The organism is Streptomyces sp. HmicA12, from assembly GCF_000373565.1.
Classification (GTDB): Bacteria; Actinomycetota; Actinomycetes; order Streptomycetales; family Streptomycetaceae; genus Streptomyces.
Genome location: NZ_KB891809.1, coordinates 275,277 through 300,058, shown reverse-complemented (window position 1 = coordinate 300,058; position 24,782 = coordinate 275,277). Strand labels below are relative to the sequence as shown.

General features: G+C 73.5%; 22 protein-coding genes and 1 pseudogene. 19 read left to right on the top strand and 4 right to left on the bottom strand.

Features of this window, described 5'->3' with window-relative positions:
* The first annotated feature begins 183 nt into the window (after window positions 1-183).
* From B072_RS0119285 to B072_RS0119250, 8 genes are all read left to right on the top strand, one after another.
* Complete coding sequence (locus B072_RS0119285) at window positions 184-993, top strand: AfsR/SARP family transcriptional regulator (RefSeq protein ID WP_018531608.1); 810 nt, start codon at window positions 184-186, stop codon at window positions 991-993.
* Window positions 994-1,103: 110 nt separating this feature from the next.
* On the top strand, window positions 1,104-2,180 hold the full coding sequence (locus B072_RS0119280; protein WP_018531607.1) for a glucose-1-phosphate thymidylyltransferase: 1,077 nt from the start codon (window positions 1,104-1,106) through the stop codon (window positions 2,178-2,180).
* Between the two features lie 49 nt (window positions 2,181-2,229).
* Window positions 2,230-3,201: a dTDP-glucose 4,6-dehydratase gene (rfbB, locus tag B072_RS0119275; RefSeq protein ID WP_018531606.1), complete on the top strand. Its 972-nt coding sequence runs from the start codon at window positions 2,230-2,232 to the stop codon at window positions 3,199-3,201.
* A complete protein-coding gene (locus B072_RS0119270; RefSeq protein WP_018531605.1) occupies window positions 3,201-4,340 on the top strand; it encodes a nucleotide disphospho-sugar-binding domain-containing protein in 1,140 nt (379 codons plus the stop codon). Before rfbB ends, B072_RS0119270 begins: the two co-directional genes overlap by 1 nt.
* Before the next feature lie 88 nt (window positions 4,341-4,428).
* A complete protein-coding gene (locus B072_RS0119265) occupies window positions 4,429-5,799 on the top strand; it encodes an NDP-hexose 2,3-dehydratase family protein (RefSeq protein WP_018531604.1) in 1,371 nt (456 codons plus the stop codon).
* On the top strand, window positions 5,796-6,800 hold the full coding sequence (locus B072_RS0119260) for a Gfo/Idh/MocA family protein (protein ID WP_018531603.1): 1,005 nt from the start codon (window positions 5,796-5,798) through the stop codon (window positions 6,798-6,800). Before B072_RS0119265 ends, B072_RS0119260 begins: the two co-directional genes overlap by 4 nt.
* Window positions 6,801-6,803: 3 nt before the next feature.
* A complete protein-coding gene (locus B072_RS0119255) occupies window positions 6,804-7,571 on the top strand; it encodes an NAD-dependent epimerase/dehydratase family protein (protein WP_018531602.1) in 768 nt (255 codons plus the stop codon).
* Window positions 7,572-7,587: 16 nt separating this feature from the next.
* Complete coding sequence (locus B072_RS0119250) at window positions 7,588-8,679, top strand: MupA/Atu3671 family FMN-dependent luciferase-like monooxygenase (RefSeq protein WP_234018881.1); 1,092 nt, start codon at window positions 7,588-7,590, stop codon at window positions 8,677-8,679.
* A 288-nt stretch (window positions 8,680-8,967) separates the two neighbouring features.
* Here the strand turns inward: B072_RS0119250 and B072_RS43505 are convergent, their stop codons facing one another.
* Window positions 8,968-10,239, bottom strand: coding sequence for an acyltransferase domain-containing protein (locus B072_RS43505; RefSeq protein WP_018531600.1), 1,272 nt, complete (start codon window positions 10,237-10,239; stop codon window positions 8,968-8,970).
* Window positions 10,240-10,384: 145 nt separating this feature from the next.
* Here B072_RS43505 and B072_RS0119240 point away from each other — a divergent pair, with 145 nt between their 5' ends.
* The 3 genes and pseudogenes from B072_RS0119240 (at window position 10,385) to B072_RS0119230 (ending at window position 13,115) form a co-directional block, all read left to right on the top strand.
* Complete coding sequence (locus B072_RS0119240) at window positions 10,385-11,449, top strand: ketoacyl-ACP synthase III family protein (RefSeq protein WP_043244306.1); 1,065 nt, start codon at window positions 10,385-10,387, stop codon at window positions 11,447-11,449.
* A 56-nt stretch (window positions 11,450-11,505) separates the two neighbouring features.
* Window positions 11,506-12,390, top strand: a pseudogene (locus B072_RS0119235) (ABC transporter ATP-binding protein); the annotation flags it as partial.
* Window positions 12,387-13,115, top strand: coding sequence for an ABC transporter permease (locus tag B072_RS0119230; protein WP_018531597.1), 729 nt, complete (start codon window positions 12,387-12,389; stop codon window positions 13,113-13,115). The pseudogene B072_RS0119235 and the gene B072_RS0119230, both read left to right, overlap by 4 nt.
* Before the next feature lie 74 nt (window positions 13,116-13,189).
* Here B072_RS0119230 and B072_RS43500 read toward each other — a convergent pair whose 3' ends face one another.
* Entirely contained in the window at window positions 13,190-14,404 is a 1,215-nt protein-coding gene (locus tag B072_RS43500; protein ID WP_018531596.1) for a nucleotide disphospho-sugar-binding domain-containing protein, read from the bottom strand.
* 193 nt (window positions 14,405-14,597) lie between these two features.
* Between B072_RS43500 and B072_RS0119220 the strand changes: the two genes are divergently transcribed.
* Together B072_RS0119220 and B072_RS0119215 are read left to right on the top strand one after the other, a co-directional pair.
* Window positions 14,598-15,653, top strand: coding sequence for a class I SAM-dependent methyltransferase (locus tag B072_RS0119220; protein ID WP_018531595.1), 1,056 nt, complete (start codon window positions 14,598-14,600; stop codon window positions 15,651-15,653).
* A 5-nt stretch (window positions 15,654-15,658) separates the two neighbouring features.
* Window positions 15,659-16,285 carry a rhomboid family intramembrane serine protease gene (locus B072_RS0119215; protein ID WP_078506502.1) on the top strand — a complete coding sequence of 209 codons (627 nt, stop codon included), beginning with the start codon at window positions 15,659-15,661 and terminating at the stop codon, window positions 16,283-16,285.
* A 69-nt stretch (window positions 16,286-16,354) separates the two neighbouring features.
* Here B072_RS0119215 and B072_RS0119210 read toward each other — a convergent pair whose 3' ends face one another.
* Entirely contained in the window at window positions 16,355-16,546 is a 192-nt protein-coding gene (locus tag B072_RS0119210) for an MbtH family NRPS accessory protein (RefSeq protein ID WP_018531593.1), read from the bottom strand.
* Window positions 16,543-17,559, bottom strand: coding sequence for an aldo/keto reductase (locus B072_RS0119205; protein ID WP_018531592.1), 1,017 nt, complete (start codon window positions 17,557-17,559; stop codon window positions 16,543-16,545). The genes B072_RS0119210 and B072_RS0119205 overlap by 4 nt, the downstream gene beginning before the upstream one ends.
* A 139-nt stretch (window positions 17,560-17,698) precedes the next feature.
* On the opposite strand from B072_RS0119205, the gene B072_RS0119200 reads away from it, so the two are divergent.
* The 6 genes from B072_RS0119200 to B072_RS0119175 are packed head-to-tail and all read left to right on the top strand — an operon-like array spanning window position 17,699 to window position 24,747.
* A complete protein-coding gene (locus B072_RS0119200; RefSeq protein ID WP_018531591.1) occupies window positions 17,699-18,646 on the top strand; it encodes an aromatase/cyclase in 948 nt (315 codons plus the stop codon).
* A complete protein-coding gene (locus tag B072_RS43495; protein ID WP_018531590.1) occupies window positions 18,639-20,210 on the top strand; it encodes a class I adenylate-forming enzyme family protein in 1,572 nt (523 codons plus the stop codon). Before B072_RS0119200 ends, B072_RS43495 begins: the two co-directional genes overlap by 8 nt.
* Window positions 20,211-20,222: 12 nt before the next feature.
* Window positions 20,223-20,522, top strand: coding sequence for an antibiotic biosynthesis monooxygenase family protein (locus B072_RS43490; RefSeq protein ID WP_018531589.1), 300 nt, complete (start codon window positions 20,223-20,225; stop codon window positions 20,520-20,522).
* A gap of 38 nt (window positions 20,523-20,560) precedes the next feature.
* Window positions 20,561-22,228, top strand: a complete 1,668-nt coding sequence (locus B072_RS0119185) for an FAD-dependent oxidoreductase (RefSeq protein WP_018531588.1) — start codon at window positions 20,561-20,563, stop codon at window positions 22,226-22,228.
* Window positions 22,229-22,258: 30 nt separating this feature from the next.
* Window positions 22,259-23,527, top strand: coding sequence for a beta-ketoacyl-[acyl-carrier-protein] synthase family protein (locus tag B072_RS0119180; protein ID WP_026246029.1), 1,269 nt, complete (start codon window positions 22,259-22,261; stop codon window positions 23,525-23,527).
* Entirely contained in the window at window positions 23,524-24,747 is a 1,224-nt protein-coding gene (locus tag B072_RS0119175) for a ketosynthase chain-length factor (protein ID WP_026246028.1), read from the top strand. The genes B072_RS0119180 and B072_RS0119175 overlap by 4 nt, the downstream gene beginning before the upstream one ends.
* Window positions 24,748-24,782: the final 35 nt, after the last annotated feature.

Here is a 24,782-nt window from a genome sequence, read left to right as displayed (position 1 = left end):
CAGTCTCTTTCCGTTCCCGGCCTGGCCACCAGTGCTGGCTTCACGGGTCGCACATGAAAGGAACACATCCCGGGCCCGGTGGAGTTCATACGCGGCCCGGGTCGACGTCACTGGTCCGGCGCCGTCGACCGGCCCACGCTGAGGCGCATCCTGATCCACGCTTCAACGACGGGGAGACGCACCGTGGAGATCAAGGTTCTGGGACCGCTGGACGGGCGGGTGCGCGACGTCTGCGTCGTGCCCACCGCGAGCAAGCCGCGCCAGGTGTTCGCCATGATGGCGCTGAACGTAGGACAAGTGGTGTCCGTGCCCGTACTGATGGAGGAGCTGTGGGGCGAGGCCCCGCCGCGCAGCGCCTCCACCACCCTGCAGACCTACATCCTGCAGCTGCGCAGGCAGCTGGAGGGCGCCCTCGACGGGGACCGCGGCCGCACCGCCAAGGACGTGCTGCGCAGCCGCTACAACGGCTATCTGATCGACGCCCGGCCCGAGGACGTCGACGTGCACGCCTACGAGAGGCTCGCCGCGCGCGGCCGGCAGGCGCTGGACGGCGGCGCCCCGGAGAAGGCCGCCGCCCTGCTGAGCGAGGCGCTCGACGTGTGGCGCGGCCCCGCACTCGCCGACGTCGCCGCGGGGCCGCGGCTCGCCGTCGAGCAGACCCGCCTCGAAGAGAGCCGGCTCGTCGTCCTGGAGTCCCGCATCGAGGCGGACCTGCTGCTCGGCCGGCACTACTCGGTCCTCGGCGAACTGTCGGTCCTCGCCACCCAGCACCCCTGGCACGAGAACCTGCACGCGCACTTCATGGTCGCCCTGTACCGCACCGGGCGGCAGTGGCAGGCCCTCGACGTGTACCGCAAGCTGCGCGACACCCTCATCGACGAGTTCGGCCTGGAGCCGTCGCGCCGCCTGCAACAGGTCCAGCAGGCCATCCTCGACGCCGACCCGGCCCTGGAGCGGCCCGGCGCGGGTGTCCCCCTGGTGCTGAGCGACTGACGCCCGCCCGGTTCGTCGGGCCCGGGTCCTCGTCAGGCGCGGATCGAGGCAGGTTCCACCACCGGGGCCCAGGGTCAAGGCCCGAACCGTTCGCGGACCGAGGAGGGACCATGAAGGCCCTGGTGCTGGCCGGAGGGACGGGCACGCGCCTGCGCCCCTTCAGCTATTCGATGCCCAAACAGCTCATACCGATCGCCAACCGGCCGGTGCTGCTGCACTGCCTCGACAACATCAAGGACGCCGGCGTCACGGAGGTCGGCATCATCGTCGGCGACCGCAGCGACGAGATCCGCGCCATCGTCGGCGACGGCAGCGCGCTCGGCCTGCGGATCACCTACATCCCGCAGGAACGGCCGCTCGGCCTCGCCCACACCGTGACCGTGGCCGCCGGCTTCCTCGGCGACGACGACTTCCTCATGTACCTCGGCGACAACATGCTGCTCGGCGGCCTGCGCGATCAGGCCGACCGGTTCCGTACCCGCCGCCCCGCCGCCCAGGTCGTCACCGTCAAGGTGCCCGACCCCAGCGCGTTCGGCGTGGTGGAGCTGGACGCCGACGGGCGGGTCTCCCGCCTGGTCGAGAAGCCCAAGGAACCGCGCAGCGACCTCGCGCTCATCGGCGTGTACTTCTTCACGCCGGCCGTGCACGAGGCCGTGGCCGCCATCGAGCCGAGCGCCCGCGGCGAGCTGGAGATCACCGACGCGCTCCAGTGGCTCCTGGAACAGGGGCACACCGTGGACGCCGAGCGCTACCACGGCTACTGGAAGGACACCGGCCGCTTCGAGGACGTACTCGAGTGCAACCGCGAGTACCTCGACGGGCTGACCCCGCGAGTGCAGGGCGAGGTCGACGACGCCTCCGTCCTGGTGGGCCCCGTCGTCATCGAACCCGGCGCCCAGGTCGTGCGCTCGCAGCTGACCGGACCGCTGATCGTCGGGGCGGGCAGTGTGGTGAGCGACTCCCGGATCGGGCCGCACACCTCCGTCGGCCGGGACTGCCTGCTGGCCGGGGCGGGCCTGGAGTACTCGATCGCTCTCGACGGGGTGTCGGTGCGCGGGGTGCACGGCATCCACGGCTCGCTCATCGGCCGCGCGGCGAACGTCACCAGCGCCGGTTTCGACGGCGTGGACAGCATCCGGCACCGGCTGGTCATCGGCGACCACACCAGCGTGGAGGTGGCGGCCTGATGCCGGCGTCACGCGCACTTCCGGTCCGCACTCACGAAGGCAGGACGGCATGAGAATCCTCGTCACCGGCGGGGCCGGCTTCATCGGATCGCACTACGTCCGCACGCTCCTGGCCGGCGGGTACGCGGGCGCCGAGGACGCGCACGTCACCGTCCTCGACAAGCTCACGTACGCGGGAAACCGCGACAACCTGCCCGCCGCCCACGACCGGCTCGACTTCGTCCAGGGCGACATCTGCGACCTGCCGCTCCTGCTCGACCTGCTGCCCGGCCACGACGCGGTGGTGCACTTCGCCGCCGAGTCGCACGTCGACCGCTCCCTGGAGGGCGCCGCCGAGTTCGTGCGCACCAACGTCGGCGGCACCCAGGCCGTCCTGGAGGCCGCCCACCGCTCGGGCGTCGCCCGCGTCCTGCACGTCTCCACCGACGAGGTGTACGGGTCGATCAGCGAGGGCGCGTGGACCGAGGAGTGGCCGCTGCTGCCCAACTCGCCCTACGCCGCGTCCAAGGCGGCCAGCGACCTGATCGCCCGCTCCTACGCCCGCACCCACGGCCTGGACGTGTCCGTCACCCGCTGCTCCAACAACTACGGGCCCTACCAGCACGTCGAGAAGCTGATCCCGCTGTTCACCACGAACCTGCTCACCGGTGTGCCGGTGCCGCTGTACGGCGACGGCGCCAACATCCGCGAGTGGCTGCACGTCGACGACCACTGCCACGCCCTGCACCTGGCCCTCACCAAGGGCCGCGGCGGCGAGATCTACAACGTCGGCGGCGGCGACGGACGCAGCAACACCGAGATCACCGACCGGCTCCTCGACCTGCTGGGCGCCGACCGCTCGATGATCCGCAAGGTCGCCGACCGCAAGGGACACGACCTGCGGTACGCGCTCGACGACAGCAAGATCCGCGCCGAGCTCGGCTACGAGCCGCGGACCGACTTCGCGACCGGGCTCGCCGCGACCGTGCAGTGGTACCGGGACAACCCGCAGTGGTGGAAGCCGCTCAAGGACGGTGCGTGATGCGCGTCCTGATCGGGACCGGGCCGCTGTGCGGCCACTTCTTCCCGCTGGTGCCGCTCGCCTGGGCGCTGCGCGCCGCCGGGCACGAGGTGCGGATCGCGGCACCCGCCGACTTCGCGCCCACCGTCACCGCGGCCGGCCTGCCGGTGGCCCCCACCGCCGGTGAACTCCCCTTCGGCCGCTTCATGTTCCACGACCGGACGGGCGCGAGGATCCCGCCGCCGCCGGACACCGCGACCCGCACCGAGCGCCTGGTGCACAGCGGCCACGGCTGGGGACGGCTCGCCGCCGCCACCCTGCCCGGCACGCTCGCGCTGATCGACGACTGGCGCCCCGACCTGGTGGTCAGCGAGGCGACCGAGTACGCGGGACAGCTGGCCGCGGCCGCCCGCGGGCTGCCCTCCGTACGCGTCGACTGGCTGTCCCCGATGCCCGAGTACCGCATCGGCGCCCGAACCGAACTCGCACCGGAACTCGCCGAGTTGGGTCTCGGCGGCGAACTGCCCCGGCCCACGCGCACGCTCACCCTGCGCCCCGACCCCGCGCAGGACGCCACCGCCCTGCGCTACGTCCCCTACACCGGCCGCGCCGTTCAGCCCGACTGGGCGCTCGGCCCGCGCACCCGCCCCCGGGTCTGCCTCACCCTCGGCAGCATGCTGCCCACCATCGGCCGCCTCGACTTCCCCGGGCGTCTGGCGGGCCTCATGGACGCGCTCACCGGCGAGGGCCTGGAGGTCGTGGTCGCCGTCGACGAGGCGGTGGCCCGGCGCTGGGACCCGCTGCCGCCAGGGGTGCGCGCGGCCGGCTGGCTGCCGCTCGAACTCGTCGCCCCCGCCTGCGACGTGGTGATCAGCCACGCCGGCATGGGCTCGACCCTGACCACCGCCGTCCACGGGGTGCCGCAGCTCGTGCTGCCGCAGACCGCCGACCAGTTCGCCAACGCGGAGTGGCTCGTCGCCCAGGACGCGGGACAGCGGCTGCTGCCCGGCGAATCCGGCACGGACGACGTGGTCCGGGCCGTCCGGGACCTGCTCGACGAGCCGGTGTGGGCCAAGAGCGCCACCGCCCTGGCCGAACGGATCGCCGCGCAGGCGACACCCGCCGCGGTCGTCCCGCTGCTCGAACAACTCGTCGGCTGAGCAGGCCGGCGCCGCCCCGCGTCCCGCGCTCTCCGGCACCTTCCCCGCACCTCCCCGCACCTTCCGGCACCAGATTCAGGAGGAGAACATGCTCGACGTCCCCACCGCCCGGCTCGCCAGGACCGCGGACACCGCACAGCGGTTCGCGGTGTCCGCCGCGGCCACCGAAGGGGTGGCGGGCTCCGTGGACGACGTCCGCGCCTGGTTCGCGGGGCGCTCCGCGGCGCACCGCTTCTCGGTGACGGAGATCCCGTTCGCCGAGCTCGCCGGCTGGGGGTTCGCGCGGGACACCGGGAACCTCGTGCACGACAGCGGCCGCTTCTTCTCCGTCGAGGGCCTCGCGGTCCGCACCGACGCGGAGCACGGCGGCAGCTGGGTCCAGCCCGTCATCAACCAGCCGGAGATCGGCCTGCTCGGCCTGCTGGCCCGGGAGTTCGACGGCGTCCTGCACTTCCTGATGCAGGCCAAGATGGAGCCGGGCAACATCAACTCGCTCCAGCTGTCGCCCACCGTGCAGGCCACCCGCTCCAACTACACGGGCGTGCACAAGGGTTCGGCGATCCGCTACCTGGAGCACTTCGGCCCCGGCCGCACCACCCGGGTCCTCGCCGACGGCCTCCAGTCCGAGCAGGGATCGTGGTTCCTGGCCAAGCGCAACCGCAACATGGTCGTCGAGACCCACGACGACATCGAGCCGCACGAGGACTTCGTCTGGCTCACCCTCGGCCAGCTGCACCGGCTGCTCGCCGAGGACAACCTGATCAACATGGACTCCCGCACCGTCCTGTCGGTCGTCCCCACCGAACCGGCCCGCGGCGCCTTCGCCCTGCACTCCACGGCCGAGGTGCTCAGCGCCCTCACCGAGACCCGCGCCCGACGCGAACTGGTGCGCCGCCTCGTCCCGTTGACGGCGGCGTACGAGGGCGGCTGGCACCGCACCGACACCGAGATCGCCCACGACGACGGCCGCTACTTCCGTGTCGTCGCCGTCGACGTACGGGCCACGGGCCGCGAGGTGGCGTCCTGGACGCAGCCCCTGCTCGCCCCCGCCCGCCGCGGTCTCGCCGCCTTCCTGGTCAAGGAGATCGCGGGCGTCCGGCACGTCCTCGCCCGGGCCCGCGTCGAGGCGGGCGCGCACAGCGTCGCCGAACTGGCCCCCACCGTGCAGTGCGATCCCGTCAACTACGTGGTGCCGCCGCCGTACCTGCGCGAGGTGCAGCAGGCCCTCGCGGGGGACCGCGCCCGGGTCCTGTACGACGTCGTGCACTCCGAGGAGGGCGGCCGCTTCCACCACGCGGAGAACCGGTACGCCCTGATCGCCGCCGACGACCACCCCGTCGACGTCCCCGACGGCTTCCAGTGGGTCGCCGCGCACCAGCTCCACGAACTCCTCGGCTACGGCAACTTCCTCGACGTGGAGGCCCGGACGCTCATCGCCTGCCTGCGGAGCCTGTCATGACGCCGGTCCGGTTCGGGATCCTCGGCTGCGCCGCCATCGCCGGGCGGCGGATGCTGCCCGCGATGCGGCAGGTCGCCGAGGCGGTCCCGGTCGCGGTGGCGAGCCGGGACCTGGCGCGGGCCGAGGAGTTCGCGGGCCGCTTCGGCATCGAGGCCGTCGAGGGGTACGAGCGTCTCCTCGCCCGCGACGACATCGACGCCGTCTACATACCGCTGCCCACCGCACTGCACGCCGAGTGGATCGGCCGCGCGCTCGCCGCGGGCAAGCACGTCCTCGCCGAGAAGCCGCTGGCCACCACCGCCGCACAGGCGGCCGCGCTCAGCGCGCAGGCACGGCGGGCCGGGCTGCACCTCGCCGAGAACTTCATGTTCCTGCACCATCCGCAGCACGCCCTGGTGAGCGAACTGCTCGCGGACGGCGTCATCGGTGAACCGCGCTCGTTCACCGCGGAGTTCCGCGTGCCGCCGTTCGCGCCCGACGACATCCGCTACCGGCCGGGCCTCGGCGGCGGCGCCCTGCTCGACCTCGGCGTGTACCCGCTGCGCGCCGCCCAGCTCCACCTCGGCGACGCGCTGCGGGTCGTCGGCTCGGTGCTCCGCCACGACGCGGAGCACGACGTCGACACCGGCGGCGCCGCGCTCCTCGCCACCCCCGAAGGGGTCACCGCGCAGCTGTCCTTCGGCATGGCCGACGCCTACCGCAGCCGCTACGAGGTCGTCGGCAGCCGGGGCCGCATCCGCCTGGACCGCGCCTTCACCCCGCCCGAGGACCGGCCCGCCGTGGTCCTGATCGAGCACGGCGACGGCACGACGACCGAGCGCACCGTCGCCCCCGCGGTCCAGTTCGCCCTGTCCGTACGGTCGTTCGCGGAAGCCGTACGTCAGGGCGGGGCGGTTCCGGACCCGGCGATCGTGCGCCAGGCCCGGCTGCTCGACGACATCCGGGACCGCGCCCGCGCGGGCACCGGCGCCGACCTCCGCCTGCCCGAAGGGACGTACTGACCGATGGAGATCATCGGGCGCGGCTTCCTCGCCGCCCACCTGCGGTCGATCGAGCGGGACCGGCATCCGCGTACGACGGTGCTGGCCGCCGGGGTGTCCTGCGCCTCCGACACCTCGGTCGCCCAGTTCCGCAGGGAGGCCGACCTGCTGCGGGAGACGGCGGCACGCTGCCGGGAGGCGGGCCGCCGGCTCGTCTTCTTCTCCACCGCCTCCTCCGGGATGTACGCGGGGTCCGGCGGCGCGGGACGCGAGGACGAGGCCGTCGTGCCGCAGACCCCGTACGGCCGGCACAAGCGGGATCTGGAGGAGGAACTCGCCGCGTCCGGCGCGGACCACGTGATCCTGCGCCTGAGCCATGTCGTCGGCCCCGGCCAGCCCGCGCACCAGTTGCTGCCGACGCTGATCGCCCAACTCGCCACGGGACATGTCACGTTGCACCGGGGCGCCGCCCGCGACCTCATCGGCATCGACGACCTCGTGCACCTGGTCGACCTGCTGCTGCCGCGGTGCGGACCGCGCACGACGGTGAACGTGGCCTCCGGCGCCGCCGTCCCCGTCGAGCGCATCGTCGACCACCTCCAGGCGCGGCTCGGCCTGCCCGCCGAACGCTCCTACGTCCAGGTGCGCGGGGCGCACACCGTGGACACCGGCCGCCTGCGCCGCCTCGTCCCCGAGGCGGACCTGCTCGGCTTCGGCCCCGACTACTACCGCGCGGTCCTCGACCGCTACGTCCTGCCCGCCGCGCACGCGGGCCTCGCAGCCCAGAAATGAGGACCAGATGATGGACATGACGGACAACGCAGGCGACGCGGCAGGCGCGTTCGACTTCGGGATCTTCTTCTTCGCGGCCGTGGGCGACGAGGCCGCCGACACGTACCGGATGATGCTGGACGCCTCCCGCCGCGCCGACGAGCTCGGCTTCGCCTTCGTCTCCACGCCCGAGCGGCACTTCCACCGCTTCGGCGGCGCCTTCCCCAACCCGGCGGTCAGCTCCGCGGCCGTCGCCGCCGTCACCGAGAACATCCAGATCCGGGCCGGCAGCGTCGTCACGCCGCTGCACCACCCGGCGCGCGTCGTCGAGGACTTCGCGATGGTCGACAGCATGTCCGGCGGACGCGCGGGCATCTCGATCGGCTCCGGCTGGAACGTCAACGACTTCGTGCTCGCCAAGGACGCCTACGAGACCCGCAGGCAGCGGGTCACCGACGACGTCCAGGCCATCCGGCGGGCCTGGCGCGAGGGCACCTGGACCGGCGAGAACCCGCGCGGCACCGAGGTCACCCTCGACCTGTTCCCGCGCCCCGTCCAGAACGACCTGCCGATCTGGCTGACCGCGTCCCGCAGCGAGGCCACGTTCCGGCAGGCCGGACGGCTCGGCACACACGTCCTGACCCACCTGGAGAACCAGGACCTCGGGGTGCTGCGCGAGAACATCCGCGCCTACCGCGAGGAGTTCGAGGCGAACGGCGTCGGTGGCACCGGCAAGGTCACCGTCATGATGCACACGTACGTGGCGCCCACCACCGAGGAGGCCCGTGAGGTGGCGGTGCCCTGGCTGAAGCGGTACCTCCTCACCGCCCTCGACCTGGAGACCCGCGCGGTCGACGCGGGCGGCTCGATGAGCGGTGGCCGCACCGGGAATCCGCTGATGGCGAGCGAGGACGGGCGGCGCCGGGTCGCCGAACTCGGCATCAACCGGTATCTCGCCGGGACGTCGCTCATCGGGTCGGTGGACGAGTGCACGGACGTGGCCACGAAGGTGCGGGACGCGGGTGCGGACGAGATCGCGTGCCTGGTCGATTTCGTGGGTGACCGTGACCGGCTGGTCGCCGGTCTCGACCACCTGAACAAGGTTCGCCGCAACGTGGCTGCCGCCTGAGCCCGGTTGAAGCCCGGCCCCCTGTCGAGACGGGGCCGGGCTTCTTCGTGTTCGTCCGCGGGCCCGGTGGGGGCGGGCCGCGCAGTTCCCCGCGCCCCTGAAGCGAGCTCCGCTCGCTCAGGGAGGCTGCGCGCAGCGCATGCCTCAGGGGCGCGGGGAACTGCGCGACCAGCCCCCACCGGCCGTCGGATAGCGACGAAGCAGCAATGGGGCAGATGCGGATCTTTCAGGGGCGCGGGGAACTGCGCGACCAGCCACCACCCACCCGCAGACGACGACGCGCCTCCGTCAGCCCAGGTGATGCACCGCCGCGGGGTCGAGGGCCTGGCCCTCGGACCACAGGCGGGCCGCGCCCGAGAGCGCGGCCCGGACATCGTCGCCGCCCCCCTTGCGCCGGGCAGGCAACAGCGCCCCCACCGAGCTGCCGCCCTCCGTGACGGCCCGATGCCGACGGGCGATCGCGGCGAGACTCTGCGCGGGCCCCCCGTCGATCAGCAACTGGTCACCCGAGCCCAGCAGCGCGTCCAGCGCGGGCCCGAACAGCACCGGCTCAGCGGGCTGCATCGCCCAGAACCGCGCCGACCGGGCCTGCTCGGCCCCGAGTTCACCGGCGGTGTACGCGGAGACGATGCGCAGCGCGGGCGCCCGCGGCCCGATCCGCCGCAGCGTCGGCTCGGCCAGCGCCGCCGCGTCGGCCACGGCCGGGCTGTGGAACGCCGTGGTCGCCCTGGCCCGCCGCACCGTGAACCCGTCCCGCCGCAACGCCCGCTCCGCCAGCAGCAGTTCGGGATCGGGGCCGGCCAGCATCGACTGCCGCGGCCCGTTCACCGCGCCGATGGCGAGCGGCCCCGACACGTACGGCCGCACCTGGTCCGCGGAGGCGGCCACCGCCAGCATCCCGCCGGGCGGTGTCGCCCCGAGCTGCTCGATCCGCTCGGCCATCACCCGCGCCGCCTCGTCGAGCCGGAACACCCCGGCGAGCGTCGCCGCCGCGACCTCCCCGACGCTGTGCCCGAGCAGCGCCCCCGGCCGCACACCCCAGCCGAGCAGCATCCGCCCCACCGCGTGCCCGACGGCGAACAGGAGCGGCTGGGCCAGCGCGATGTCGTCGAGCCCGGGTCCCGGCCGCGCGGCCAGCCACGTGTCGCGGAGCGACGCGCCGTCCCCGCCGTGCACCTCGAAGTAGGCGTCCATCGCCTCGGTGAACGCCGGCTCGACCCCGTACAGGCCGCTCGCCATCCCCGGCTGCTGCGCGCCCTGTCCCGCGAGCAGCAGCGTCACCGGCCGCGCCGCGTCCGGATGCCGGGGCGCGTACAGCCCCGGCCCTGTCCCGCCGAGCGCGGCGAGCGCCTCGTCCCGCCCGGCGGCGACCAGCGCCCCGCGCACCGGGCCCTCGCCCGCGGCCGGCGGCCAGGTGTCGGCGACCGCGGCGAGGCCGCCGTCCTCCGGCGCCGCGCGCAGCAGCGCTGCCAGCTCCTCGCGCAGGTCCTTCTCGGCGATGTCGTCGGGGGCGGCCCACAGCAGCAGGCGGGGCCCGGCTCGGTTGACGGTGCTGGTCACGGCGTACCTCTTCACTCGCGTCTACGCGCACGGACAGTTCGGGTCGCGCGGCACCCTGCCCCGGCCGACTGGAGCCCCGGTGGACCGCCGGGAGCGCCGCCCGCCGGTCGAGCCGGATTCGAGCGGCCGCCCGCACGCTGACCCCATGGGATCCGACGGCATCTACCTCAGCGGCACCGGAAGCTGGCTGCCGCCCAGGCTCACCACGGCCGAGGCGGCCCGGCGCGGACTGTGCGGGGTCGCCGAACTGGCCCCGACGAAGATCGAGTCCGCCACCGTCTCCGACGACGTGCCCGCACCCGAGATGGCCGCGCGCGCCGTGGCCGAGGCGATGCGGCACTCCGGGGCGCTGCCCCACGAGATCGACCTGCTGCTGTACGCGAACGTCTGGTACCAGGGCCACGACATGTGGGCCCCGGCCTCGTACGTGCAGCGCGTCGCGCTCGGCAACGACTGCCCCGCCGTCGAGATACGCCAGTTGTCCAACGGCGGCATGGCGGCCCTGGCCCTGGCGAGCGACCGGCTCAGGGCGGCGTCCTCGCGCGCCGCCGCCGTCGTCGCGGCCGGGGACCGGTTCGCCGCGCCCGCGTTCGACCGCTGGCACAGCGACCCCGGCACCGTCTTCGCCGACGGGGCCGCCGCCTGGGTCCTCGACAACCAGGACGGCTTCGCCAGGCTGCACCCGGTGAGCGTGGTGAGCGACCCCGAACTGGAGGGGATGCACCGCGGCGACGACCCGTTCGGCGACGCGCCGGGCGCACTGCGCCCCACCGTCGAACTCCGCGCGGGACAGCGGGCGTTCCTCTCCCGCACCGGCATGGCGTCGACGATCGCCCGCAGCCAGGCCGGCCAACAGCGCGCCCTGAAGCAGGCGTTGGCCGACGCGGAGGCCGAACTCGGTGAGATCGACCACTTCGTGCTGCCCCACTTCGGGCACCGCAGGCTCGCCGCCAACTTCCTGACCAAGCTCCGCGTCGACGAGGCGCGGACCACCTGGGACTGGGCCCGCACCGTCGGCCACCTCGGCGCGGGCGACCAACTGGCGGGCCTGGACCGGCTCGTCAGGACCGGACGCCTGGGGGCCGGGGACCGGGTCCTGCTGATGGGTGTCGGCGCCGGATTCAGCTGGTCCAGCGCCGTCGTCGACATCCTGCGGCCGCCCCGGCCGGCCACCGCCCCCCACAGTGACGAAAGGACCACCAGCTCATGACCCCACCAGCAGCCGTCGCCTTCACCAAGGTGCACAAGACCTACGGCGACGTACGCGCGGTAGACGGCCTGGACTTCGCGATCCGTCCGGGCGAGACCGTCGCCCTGCTCGGACCCAACGGGGCCGGCAAGTCGACCACCCTCGACATGCTGCTCGGCCTGCTGCGGCCCGACCAGGGGACGGTCCGGCTGTTCGGCGAGAGCCCCTCCGCGGCCATCCGCGGCGGCCGCGCCGGAGCCATGCTGCAGCGCGGCGGCCTGATGCCCGGGGTGTCGGTGCGCGACCTGGTGCGCCTCGCCCACCGGGTGGCCCGGCACCCGCTGCCGGTGGCGGAGATCATGCGGCGCGCCGACATCGAGGAGATCGCCGCGCGGACCGTCGACAAGCTGTCCGGCGGCCAGGTGCAGCGGGTGCGGTTCGCGCTCGCCATCACCGAGGACCCCGAGCTGATCGTCCTCGACGAGCCGACCGCCGGTATGGACGTCAAGGCGCGCGCCCGGTTCTGGGAGAACATGCGCGGCCTGACCGACGAGGGCCGCACGGTCCTGTTCGCCACCCACTACATGGAGGAGGCGGACAGCGCCGCCGACCGTGTCCTGGTGATGCACCGCGGCACCCTCCTCGCCGACACCACACCGGAGGGCATGAAGGCCCGGGCCGGCGCCCGCCGCCTGGTCTTCGAACTCGACGCCCCCGACCCGGACGTGCTGCGCGCCCTGCCGGGCGCCGTGGACGTCGTCGTGGAGCGCGGCCGCCTGGTCCGGCTGCGCTCGACCGACTCCGACGCGACGGCCGGGGCGCTGTTCCGCAGCGGCCTGCGGCCGCGCCATCTGGAGATCACCGGCCTCGGCCTGGAAGAGGCCTACCTCAGTATCACCGAGGCGGGCGACACGGAGCAGATCCACGAGAACCTGTACGAGCAGGAGGCGGCCGTCCGATGAACGTCATGCTGGAACTCGAACTGAAGCGGGCCTTCGGCGACTGGCGGCTGATCATCTTCACCATCGGCATGCCACTGGTGATCTACATGGCCACCGCCTCGCAGTTCGACGAGCCGATCGACGGCACCCCGGTGGCCCGCTATCTGCTGGTCTCCATGGCCGTCTTCGGCGCGATCGGCGCCGCGCTGTCCATCGGCGGCCCGCGGGTGGCCACCGAGCGGGAGATCGGCTGGACCCGTCAGCTGCGGCTGACCGCCATGTCGGGCGTGCAGTACGTCGTGGTCAAGCTGCTGGCCGCGGCCGTGGTCACGCTGATCTCGATCGTCGCCGTCCTCGCGCTCGGGGCCTTCGCCAACGACGTGCGGATGTCGCCGGGCGAGTGGCTGATGTCGGCGGGCCTGGTGTGGGGCGGCAGCTGGGTGTTCTGCGTGCTCAGCGTGGTCCTCGGCTACCTGTTCACCAGCTCCTCGATCACGGTCGGCCTGATGGTCGTGAACATGGGCTTCTCCATGCTGGGCGGCCTGTTCTGGCCGGTGGACGGAATGCCGCACTGGATGAAGCTGGTGGCCGAGGCGACACCCACGTACCACCTGGCCCAGCTCGGTCACTTCGCGCAGGAGGGCAACTGGCCCGCCGGCTCGGACCTGGCGGTGCTCGGCGGCTACCTGCTGGTGTCGGTGGCGGGCGCGGCCTGGCTCTACCGCCGCGACGAGGTCCGCGTCTGACGCCGTACGACGCCCCGCACGCACGTGGGCCCCGCGCCGGGATCTCCCGGCGCGGGGCCCACGCATGCGGTACGTCAGCCGGCCGCGGCCAGCTCCTCCAGCGTGCCCGCCATCTCCAGCGGCGACGCCAAGTCGCTCATCTGCTCCTGGAGTTCGGCCGCCGTGGCGATGAACGACGGCTCGTCGAAGAGCCGCGCAAGCGCGTCCCGCACGCCGTCCTCCGTGATCTCGTAGCCGCGCACCACCAGGCCCGCGCCGCTCGCCGCGACCCGGTCGGCGTTGGTGAACTGGTCCATCGCGTGCGGGATCACCAGCTGCGGCACCCCGTGCGCCACCGCCGTCATGACGGCGCCCGCGCCACCGTGGTGCACGACGGCGACGCAGGACGGCAGCAGCTGCTGCAACGGAAAGTTCTCCAACACCCTGACGTATGAGGGGACTTCGCCCAGCTGCGCCAGGTCATCCCGGCCGGCGGCGAGCACCACCTCCACGCCGAGCCCGTCGAGGGCCCGCACGATCCGCGGCAGCGCGAACGCGTCGGCGCCCACCATGCGGCGCGGCGAGTTCCCCCAGACGACGCAGACGCGCGGGCGGTCCGGGGCGTCGAGCAGCCAGTCGGGCACGGCGCCGGGCCCGTTGTAGGGGACGTAGCGCATCGGCAGCCGCTCGGTGGAGTCGGGCAGCAGTCCGCGCAGCGGCGCCGGGCACGGGTCGACGGCCCGGTCGATCAGGTCCGGGCCCAGCTCCCCGACCCCGTACTCCCGGAAGGACCCGGTGAAGTCCTGCGGAACCAAGCCGAGTCCGGGATCCTCCACGGTGCCGACCGGCCCCCACAGATGCAGCGCCGACGGCACCCCGGTGACCCGGGCCGCGAGCAGTCCTTCCATGCTGAGCGGCTCGTGCACCACCAGCTGCGGCCGCCACTCCTCGGCCAGTTCGACGGCCGCGGCGTAGCTCTGCTTCAGCGGCTTCACGTAGCGCGGCACGATCTCGCGCTCGAAGGAGAAGTCGGCCGGGTCGGTCAGCGGCTGCCCGGTCACCGGGTGCGGCGGCGGGCCGGGGTAGGGCCAGTCGCCCTCGGCCGCCTTGCGCACGTTCTGCAGCCGGGCGAGGAACGCCATGTCGATCTCCGCGAGCACCGGCGCAGGCGTCAGCCCGGCCCCGGACAGGGTGTCCCGCTGCGACGGCGCGCAGGCGAACCGCACCTCGTGTCCGGCCGCCTGCAGCCCCCAGCCGAGCGGCACCAGCGGGTAGTAGTGGCCCGGCCACGCCGAGACCGTGAACAGCACTCTCAAGGAATCCTCCCGAATCCGAACCCCGGAACGAACCGGCCCGGACCCTGTCGGCCGGACCCGTCGAGCGTGCCCCCGCGGCCTAGAACCCCTCTGGAGCCTCGAGCGGTCCTCCAGCCGTACCGGGAAGGATCGACCGGGCTCCGCGACAGCCCACCGCACCCCGACCGCCCGCTCCGAGGAGGCCCCCATGGCCGAGTCCGCCCCAGCAGAGCTCAACTCCCTGACCCCACAACGGCTGTTCCACATGATGGCCGGGTTCAAGGCCACCGCCGTGCTGCGCGCCGGGGTCGCACTCGGCGTGTTCGACGCCGTCGCCGACCGGCCGCTGACGGCTGCCGAACTCGCCGTCCGGCTCGGCCTGGACCCGCGCGGCGCCCGTGCGCTGACCGGCGCGCTCGCCGGGGCCGGGCTGCTCGCCGAGGTCGGCGAGGGCCGCTACGGACTGCCGCCCGGCGGAGCCGAACTGCTCGTGACCAGCAGCCCGAAGTACTGCGGCGGCATCGCGGACGTGGCGTGCAGCACCGGCGAGTGGACCGCGCTCGGCGTGCTCGCCCGCACGGTCCGCGAGGGCGGGCCGCTGCCCGACAAGGACGCGCTCGGCCCCGGCTTCGACTACTGGGTGGACTTCGCGACCCACACCACGTTCGGCACCACCCGCGGCGCCCAGATGCTCGCGGACGCCCTGGACCCGTACCTGGCGGACCGCGAGGCCCCCCGCGTGCTCGACGCGGCCTGCGGGCACGGCCTGTTCGGGTACGAGATCGCCGCCCGTCACCCCGCGGCGCACATCGTCTCCCAGGACTGGCCCGAGGTCCTCGCCGTGGCCGAGGGCCACGCGAAGCGGCAGGGCGTCCGCGACCGGGTCGACTACCTTCCCGGTGACGTGGAGACCGTCGACCTCGGCGGACCCTACGACGTCATCGTCGTCGCCAACCTCCTCTTCCACCTCGACGCGGAGCGCGCCGCCCGGCTCGTCGAGCGGCTCGCCGGGCTGCTCGCGCCCGGCGGCAGGCTCGCCGTGGTCGGCTTCACCGCGGGCGACGCCCCCGCCGTCGAGCAGGAACACGCCCATCTGCTCGGCCTGTTGATGCTGTCGTGGACGGACGGCGGCGAGATGCACTCCACCGCCGGCTACCGCGCCATGCTGGCCCGCGCCGGCCTGACGGAGGCCGACCACCACAGCAGGCCGGGACTGCCGCTCAGTGCGTTGATCGGCCGCCGCCCCGACGCTGTGCGACAGTGATGCTCATGCGCGACTCAACCACCCCCCACCGTGCGGAAGTTGCCGTTCCCGGCCGCGAGAGGACCGGCCGCATACCCCCGGCCACCCTCGCCGTGCTGCTCGTCACCGGCGCGTTCACCGTCTGGCAGTTCCTCGACCCGCACCTCCTCGACCAGCTGCGACGCGACCCCGACCTGGTCACGTCGGGGGAGTGGTGGCGGGCCTTCACCCCGCTCCTCGTGCAGGACCCGCCGTGGCAGGCGGTGGCCACGGTGCCGGCCATCGCGATCCTCGGCGTCAACGTCGAACGTTTCTACGGCGGTTTCGGGATGCTCGCCGTGTACGTGGGCTCGGGCCTGGCCGGCGAGGCCTTCGGCTACGCGCTGCAACCGCACGGCGCGGGAAACTCCGTCGCCGACTGCGGCCTGCTCGGCGCCCTCGTCGTGTACCTGCTGTCCGAACAGGGCAGCGCGGTGCTCCCCGTGAAGCTGTCGCGCCCGGTCCGCCGTACCGTCGCCGCCGTCGTCGGCGTGGCGGCGGTCGCGGCGGTCGCCGTCGTCACCACGGCGACGAAGGACATCCACGGACCCGCCACGCTGGTCGGTGCCGGCATCGGCGCGCTGCTCCTGACGCGGCGCCGCAGACGCGGCTGACGCACGAACCGCAGGCAAGAGGGTCGCCCACCGTGTCGGTGGGCGACCCTCTTCGCCGTGCGGGACGGTTCACGCGGCCGTCGGCAGCGGCTCCCCGGAGTACAGCCGCGTGACGTGCTCCACGCACGCCGCGCGCGGGGAGGCCCCGAGCGACACCTTCCAGTCCGGCGGTACGTCACTGAAGGCGGGCCAGATCTCGTAGCTTCCCGCCGGGCTGACGAGCACGAGGTAGAGACCGGTCAGGTTGAAGGGAACGATCATGACGCCTCCTTGACGGTGCCTGCGGATGCAACGGCCGGACGCGGCGCGGGGATCCGGGATCCCGCCACCGCCTCCGGTGAGAACAGTTCGGCCAGCTCGTCGGCCGCCCACCCGGGCAGCCGGCGCCGCGCGGCCGTGACGTTGTCGAGCAGATGGGCGGTCGTACGGGTCCCGGGGATCGGCAGGACGTCCGTGCCCCGCGACAGCACCCAGGCGAGCGCCAACTGCCGCAGCGGCACGTCCAGGGCGTCGCCGATCCGCCCGGCCCGCTCCAGCAGCGCCTGATTCGTGGGCAGGTTGGCGTCGCTGAAGCGGGGATGGTTGCGCCGGTAGTCGCCCTCGGGCAGCGCCCGCCCGGCCGTCGCCCCGGTGAGGAAGCCGCGCCCCAGCGGGCTGCACGCCACCAGCGTGGTGCCCAGCTCCCGCGCGGCGGGCAGCACGGTGTCCTCCACGTCGCGCGACCAGAGCGAGTACTCGGTGGCGAGCGCGGCGACCGGGTGCACGGCGGCCGCCCGGCGCAGCTGGTCCGGGCCGGCCTCGCTGAGCCCGATGTGCCGGATCTTGCCCTCGGCGACCAGCTCGGCCAGGCCGCCGACGCTCTCCTCGACGGGCACGGCCGGGTCCACGCGCGCCAGGTAGTACAGGTCGATGTGGTCCGTGCCGAGCCGCGCGAGCGAGGCGTCGCACGCCTTGCGCAGATAGCCGGGGGAGCCGTCGAAGGAGGTGGGCCGGGCCGGGCCGGAGAACACGGCGCCGCCGCGGGTGGCGACGAACGCCTCGGCACGACGCCCGGCGAGGGCCCGGCCGAGCAGTTCCTCGACGGCGCCGCCGCCGTAGAAGTCGGCGGTGTCGAGCACGCTGACGCCGTGGTCGAGGGCCGCGTGCACGGTGGCGATCGCGTCGGCCTCGCCCACGGCCCCGTACCCGCCGGTGAAGGCGAGCGTGCCGAGGCCGAGGGCGCCGACCGGGGTGCCGCCCAGCGCGCGCGTGTCCACATCCCTGTGCGTGTCCATACGGGTGTCCATACGGGGACGCTGGGCCCGCCCTCTCGACAGCGGGTCGAACACGGGCGGTCCAGCACCGGTCCAGGACGCTTCGAGGTGCCGGCCGGAAGGTTGCCCCAACGTCACCGCAACCGAGAGGACCGCACTCGTGCCGAACACCCAGGCCCCCGAAGCCGCCTTGGACGCCCCTGTGGTGCGGAGCATCACGGTCGCGGCCCCCGCGGACGTCGTGTACGACACCGTCGCCGACGTCGCCCGCTGGCCGCAGCTGCTCGCCTCCGTCGTGCACATCGAGCACCGGCCCGGCGAGGCCGGCACCGACGAGGTGGACATCTGGGCGCTGCGCGGCGAGAACCAGGTCCGCACCTGGACCAACCTCCGCACCCTGGACCGCGAGGCCCTGCGCATCGGCTTCGCCAACCCGCTCGCCGAGGGCGAGTGGCGCGTCGTCCCCAACGACGACGACACCGTCACGCTGACGGTGAGCCACGACTTCGCGATGCCCGGCGCCGCGCAGGGCGCCCTGCCGCACATCGACGCGCAGCTCGCCGAGTTCAAGGAGGCCGCCGAGCGGCACGCCGAACTCACCGAGCTGACCATCGAGTTCGCCGACCCGCTGTTCATCGCGGGCGCCGTCGAGGACGCGTACGAGCTGCTCTACCGGGCCGAGCAGTGGCCCGACCGGTTCCCGCACGTCACCCGGATCGACCTGAGCGAGGACGTGCCGAACATCCAGTTCTTCGACATGGACACCCTCACCCCGGACGGCCGCCCGCACACCACGCGCTCGGTGCGGATCTGCTTCCCGCACGGGAAGATCATCTACAAGCAGATCACGCTGGCGCCGCTGCTCAGCGCCCACACCGGCCACTGGGTGTTCACCGAGACCCCCGAGGGCACGGTCGCCGAGGCCCGGCACACCGCCACCGTCAACCCGGCCAACCTGCACCTGCTCAAGCCGGACGCGACGGTCAAGGACGCCCGCGCCTACCTGCGCCGGGCCCTGAGCGCCAACAGCGTGGCCAACCTGCGCTACGCCAAGGAGTACGCCGAGGACATCGCCGACGGAAAGCTCAAGGAGTCCGTCGATGCCTGAACAGGCGCTCCCCGAGCCGGGGCTGACGGTCGACGGCCTCGTCCGCAGAGCCGCGCAGCGGTGGCCCGCGCGCACCGCGCTGCGCCTCGGTGACCGAGCCGTGAGCTACGCCGAGCTCGACGCCCGCGTCGACGCGGTGGCCGCGGGACTGCGCCGCCTGGCCGGCTCCGACGGCGCCTCGATCGCCGTGGCCACCGTCCTCGACCCCGATTTCGCCGCCCTCTACTACGCGACCGCCCGCAGCGGCAACGTCATCGTGTCCCTCAACCCGATGATGCGCGAGGCAGGGCTGCGCCATGTGCTTGCGGTCTCCCGCTCCACGGTGGCCGTGGTCACCGCGGAGATGTACGACCGCGTGGCGTGGATCCGGGACGACCTCCCGGACCTGCGCAGTGTCGTGGTGTTCGATCCGGAGAGCCTCACCCTCGCCGGTACCGACACCACTGTGAGCTCGCTGCTCGCGGCGCCGGACGACCTCGGCGCCGCGAGCGGCGACACCACCACCGACCCCGACGCGACGGCCTGTCTGCACTTCACCTCCGGCACCAGCGGAGCTCCCAGGGCCGTCCAATTGACCCACCGCAACCTCACCGTGAACGCCGCGCAGACCGCGTACGCGCAGGGCATGGACGACGGCTCGGTCACCCTGAACCAGTTGCCGCTGTTCCACCTCATGCACCTCAACTCCGCCGTCTGGGCGGGCGCCACCCAGGTCCTCTTCCCGGGCGACGACACGGCCGCGGCCCTCACCGCCGCGAACGAGGCAGGTGCGACGCACTACTTCAGCCTTCCGGTGCGGCTCGCCCGCCTGGCCGCCGACCCGGGCCTGAAGGACCTGCGGCTGACCACCGCGCGGGGCATCTTCTCCGGCGGCTCCGCGCTGCCGCCCCGCGCGGCGCGCGCCCTGGAGGAGCACTTCAAGATCCCCGCGGTGCAGGGCTACGGCCTGGCCGAGGCCTCGCCGATCGTCACCATCGACGCCCCCGGCAGCAGCGGCACCGGCTCCTGCGGCTTCCCCGTCGCGGACACCGAGGTACGGATCGTCGACCTGGACACCGGCGCCGACGCGCCGGCCGGCGCCAAGGGCGAGATCTTCGTCCGCGGGCCCCAGGTGATGAAGGGCTACCTCGGCGAGCCCGACGGCTCCCATCTGGACGCCGCGGGCTGGCTCGCCACCGGCGACGTCGGCCGCCTCGACCCGGACGGCCGGCTCTACGTCACCGACCGGCGCTCCGACGTCTTCAAGCGGGACAACGAACTCGTCGCGCCCGCCGAGGTCGAGGAGGTCCTCCAGGCCCACCCGGCCGTCCGTGAGTGCGCCGTCTTCGGCCACCCCGACCCGTTCAGCGGACACGTCCCGCACGCCCTGATCGCACTGCGCGGACCCGCGGACGAAGAGCAAGTCATCGCGGACGTGCGGGACTTCACCGACGCGCGGCTCGCCGAGTACCAGCGCATCGCGCACCTCACCGTCGTCGACGCCGTACCGCGCTCGCGCAACGGAAAGGTCCAACGCCGCGCCCTGCGCGAGCAGTTCGCCCCCGCCACCACCACCTCTGCATAGGAGACCACCGTCATGGCCGTCACTCTCGTCAACACCCTCAAGGTCGTCGGCAGCGTCGAGGACTTCGAGCGCGTCACCGCCGACATCACCGAGTACATGCGTCAGCAGCCCGGCTACATCAGCCACCAGATGCTGCGCTCGCTGCGCAACCCGAACGTCTTCGTCGAGCTCGCCTACTGGGAGAAGGCCGAGAACCACCTGGCCGCCATCCAGAGCGACGGCTTCCGCAGCCGCGTCACCGGTCTCGCCGGCGTGATCGAGAAGCCCACCCCCGACCTGTACGAGGTCATCCACGAGGCCGTCGCGGCCTGACCATCCGACAACGGGGCGAAAAGGGAGGGGCGTAGGCCGTGCAGGAAGCAGTTGACGTACTCGTCGCGGGCGCGGGCCCGGTCGGGCTGACCGCGGCCCTGGAACTGGCGCGCCGCGGCGTGCGGGTACGGGTGGTGGACGCGGCGGCCGGCCCCGCCGTCACCAGCCGGGCCATCGCCGTGCACCCGCGCACGCTGGAGACGTACGACCAGATCGGCGTGCTCGACGAGATGCTGCGCCGGATGCAGCGGATCACCGCGTTCACCGTGTTCGCGGGCGGCCGCCGGGTGATCCGCCTGGACGCCGACTACACGGCGAGCCCCACCCGCTTCCCGTTCAGCACCACCATCGACCAGGTGCTCACCGAGGAGGTGCTGCGGGACGCGCTGGCCGCGGCCGGCGTGACCATCGAGTGGGGCGTGCGCCTGGGCACCTTCACCCACGACGACCACGGGGTGCACGCCACCCTGCACACCCCGGACGGCGACGCGCGGGACATCGACGTGCCCTGGCTGATCGGCGCCGACGGCGGCCACAGCACCGTACGCAAACAGCTCGGCCTGCCGCTGATCGGCGAGGCCAACGAGACCTGGCTGCTCGCCGACGCCGACGTCACCTGCGAACTGCCGCGCAACAGCATCTACTTGATCCGCGCCGAGGGCACCATGCTCATGATGGCGCCGATGCCCGGCGGCAGCCGCTGGCGCATGCTCGACACCGTGGACGTCGACCACGACGGCGACGCCCGCATCGTCGCCGACCGCTTCGCCCGCAAGCTCACCGCCGGCCTCGGCCACGAGGTGAGCGTCGCGGATCCCAACTGGGTCTCCGTGTTCACCGCCCAGCAGCGCATGGTCCCGGCCATGCGCGCCGGCCGCTGCTTCGTCGCAGGCGACGCCGCGCACGTGCACAGCCCCGCCTCCGGGCAGGGCATGAACACCGGCATCCAGGAGGCCTACAACCTGGGCTGGAAGCTGGCCTCGGTGATCCACGGCCACGCGGGTGACCGGCTCCTCGACTCCTACGGCGTCGAACGCGTCCCGATCGGACAGGAGCTGCTCGCCAGCACCGGCAAGGCGACGAAGCTGGTCGCGCTGAAGAACGCCCTCGCGGGCGTGGCGCTGCCGCTCGTCTTCGGCCTGGCCCGGCGGGTGCCGCCGCTGCGCGTCAAGATGCAGCGCACCGCGCTCGGCCGGGTCGCCGGACTCGGCGTGCGCTACCCGGACTCCCCGCTGACCGGCGCCGACGAACCGGGCCGGACCTCCGGTCCCGCGCCGGGGGAGCGGGTCACCCAGGTCCTGCCCGAGACGGCGGCCGCCCCCGGCTGGCGGCAGCTCGTCGACGAACTGCGCGACCTGACCTGGACCCTGCTGGTGTTCCCCGCCGACGACGCCGGGGCCGCCGCCGACGAGGCCCTCCACACCGCCCGCCGGGCCCAGGAACGCCACGGCGCCTGGCTGACGGTCCGCACCGCGTCGGCCGCGGGCGACGCGGGACCCGGCGCCCTCGCCGACCCCGGCGACGTCCTGCGCGCCTCGCTCGGCGCGCGGGCCGGCAGCTGGCTGCTGATCCGCCCGGACGGCTATCTCGCCGCCCGCGGCGCCGAGTTGACCGAGCACACACTGGCGGCGGCCCTTGCCCCGGCCGCCCCCCGCACCGCGTCCAGGACGGCTCCAGAGGTCGTCGAGCCGCTGGCCGGAGCCTGAACGGGCCATGAAGGAGAGGGGAAAGGCGTCATGACGCGGCGAGTAGTGATAACCGGGATCGGGGCTGTGGCTCCCGGCGGTCTCGGGACCAAGAACTTCTGGGAGCTGATGACGGCGGGGCGCACCGCGACCCGCGCCGTCACCGGATTCGACGCCACACCGTTCCGCTCCCGGATCGCGGCCCAGGTCGACTTCGACCCGGCGGCGAACGGACTGACCCCGCAGGAGATCAGGCGGCTCGACCGCGTCACCCAGTTCGCCCTCGTGGCGTCCCGGGAGGCGGTCGCCGACAGCGGCCTGGCCTTCGGCGAACTCGACCCGGCCCGCACCGGGGTGGCGATCGGCAGCGCGGTCGGCTGCAGCGTCAGCCTGGAGGAGGAGTACGTCGTCGCCAGCGACGGCGGCCGGCACTGGACCGTCGACCACACGTACGCCACCCCGTACGTCTACGACTACTTCGTGCCCAGCTCCATCGCCAAGGAGGTCGCCTGGGACACCGGCGCCCAGGGCCCGGTGAGCCTCGTCTCCACCGGCTGCACCTCCGGCCTCGACTCGCTCGGCCACGCCGCGGACCTGATCCGCGAGGGCGCCGCCGACGTCGTCGTCTCCGGCGGCACCGAGGCACCGATCACCCCGATCAGCCTCGCCTGCTTCGACGCGATCAAGGCGACGTCGGCCCGCAACGACGAGCCGGAGACCGCGTCCCGCCCCTTCGACCGGACCCGCAACGGCCTGGTCCTCGGCGAGGGTTCGGCCGTGCTGATCCTGGAGGAGCTGGAGCACGCCAGGGCCCGCGGCGCCCACATCTACGCGGAGATCGCCGGCTACGCCGCGCGCTCCAACGCGTACAGCATGACCGGACTGCGCTCCGACGGCGTGGAGATGGGCCAGGCGATCACCGCCGCCCTCGACGAGGCACGCCTCGCCCCCGAGGCGGTCGACTACGTCAACGCGCACGGCTCCAGCACCAAGCAGAACGACCGGCACGAGACGGCGGCCTTCAAGCTCGCCCTCGGCGCGCACGCCTACGCCACCCCGGTCAGCTCCATCAAGTCGATGATCGGGCACTCGCTCGGCGCCATCGGCTCCCTGGAGATCGCCGCCTGCGCCCTCGCCATGGACACCGGGATCATCCCGCCCACGGCCAACCTGCACGAGCCGGACCCGCAGTGCGACCTCGACTACGTCCCGATCACCGCCCGCGAGCAGACCACCGACGTCGCCCTGAGCGTCGGCAGCGGCTTCGGCGGATTCCAGAGCGCCATGGTGCTCGCACGGCCCGAAAGGCGGACAGCATGACGGCGGCAGTGGTGACCGGGATCGGCATCGCCGCACCCAACGGCCTCGGTACCGAGGCGTACTGGGAGGCGCTGCTGCGCGGCGACAACGGCATCGCGCCGCTCGCCCGGTACGACACCAGCGGCTACCCGGCGACCCTCGCGGGCGAGGTCAAGGGCTTCGAGCCGAAGGACCACATCCCCAGCCGGCTGCTCCCGCAGACCGACGTGATGACCCGCCTCTCGCTCGCGGCCGCCCAATGGGCCCTGGACGACAGCGGCGTCGACCTCGACACCGTGCCGTCCGACCGGCGGGGCGTGGTCACCGGTGCCACCGCGGGCGGCTACGACTTCGGCCAGCGCGAGCTGCAGAACCTGTGGTCCAAGGGGCCCAAGCACGTCGGCGCGTACCAGTCGTTCGCCTGGTTCTACGCGGTCAACACCGGCCAGATCGGCATCCGGCACAACATGCGCGGCCAGTGCGCCGCCGTCGTCACCGACCACGCGGGTGGCCTCGACGCGATCGCCCAGGGCCGCCGCAGCCTGCGCAAGGGCGCCCGCCTGATGCTCACCGGCGCCGTCGACAGCTCCCTGTCGCCGTACGCCTGGGCCGGGCACCTGGCCGGCGGCCGCATGACGACTCGCGACGACCCCGAGCGGAGCTACCTGCCCTTCGACGAGGACGCCGACGGGTACGTGCCGGGCGAGGGCGGCGCGATCCTGGTCCTGGAGGACGCCGAGGAGGCCGCGGCCCGCGGCGCCGACGTCTACGGCGAGATCGCCGGGTACGCGGCCACCTTCGACCCGCGCCCCGAACGCGGCGCGCCCACCCCGTCCAGCGGCCTGGAGCGGGCCGTGCGCGGCGCCCTCACCGACGCGGGCCTCACCCCGGACGACATCGGTGTCGTCTTCGCCGACGCCGCCGGCACCCCGGACCTGGACCGCGCGGAGGCGGCCGCCCTCACCGCCGTCTTCGGCGCCAGGGGCGTCCCGGTCACCGCGCCCAAGACGCTCCTCGGGCGGCTCTGCTCGGGCGGCGCCCCGCTCGACGTCGCCACCGCGCTGCTCGCCCTGCGCGAGGGCGTGCTGCCGCCCACCGCCCACGTCACCAAGCCCGCCTTCGGCGACCAGCTGGACCTGGTCACCGGCGAGGCCCGCACCACCACGGCGGACACCGCGCTGGTCCTGGCCCGCGGTCACGGCGGTTTCAACTCGGCGCTCGTGGTGCGCCGCGCCCAGTAGTCCACCAGTAGTCAACGCGTAACACACACAAGGGA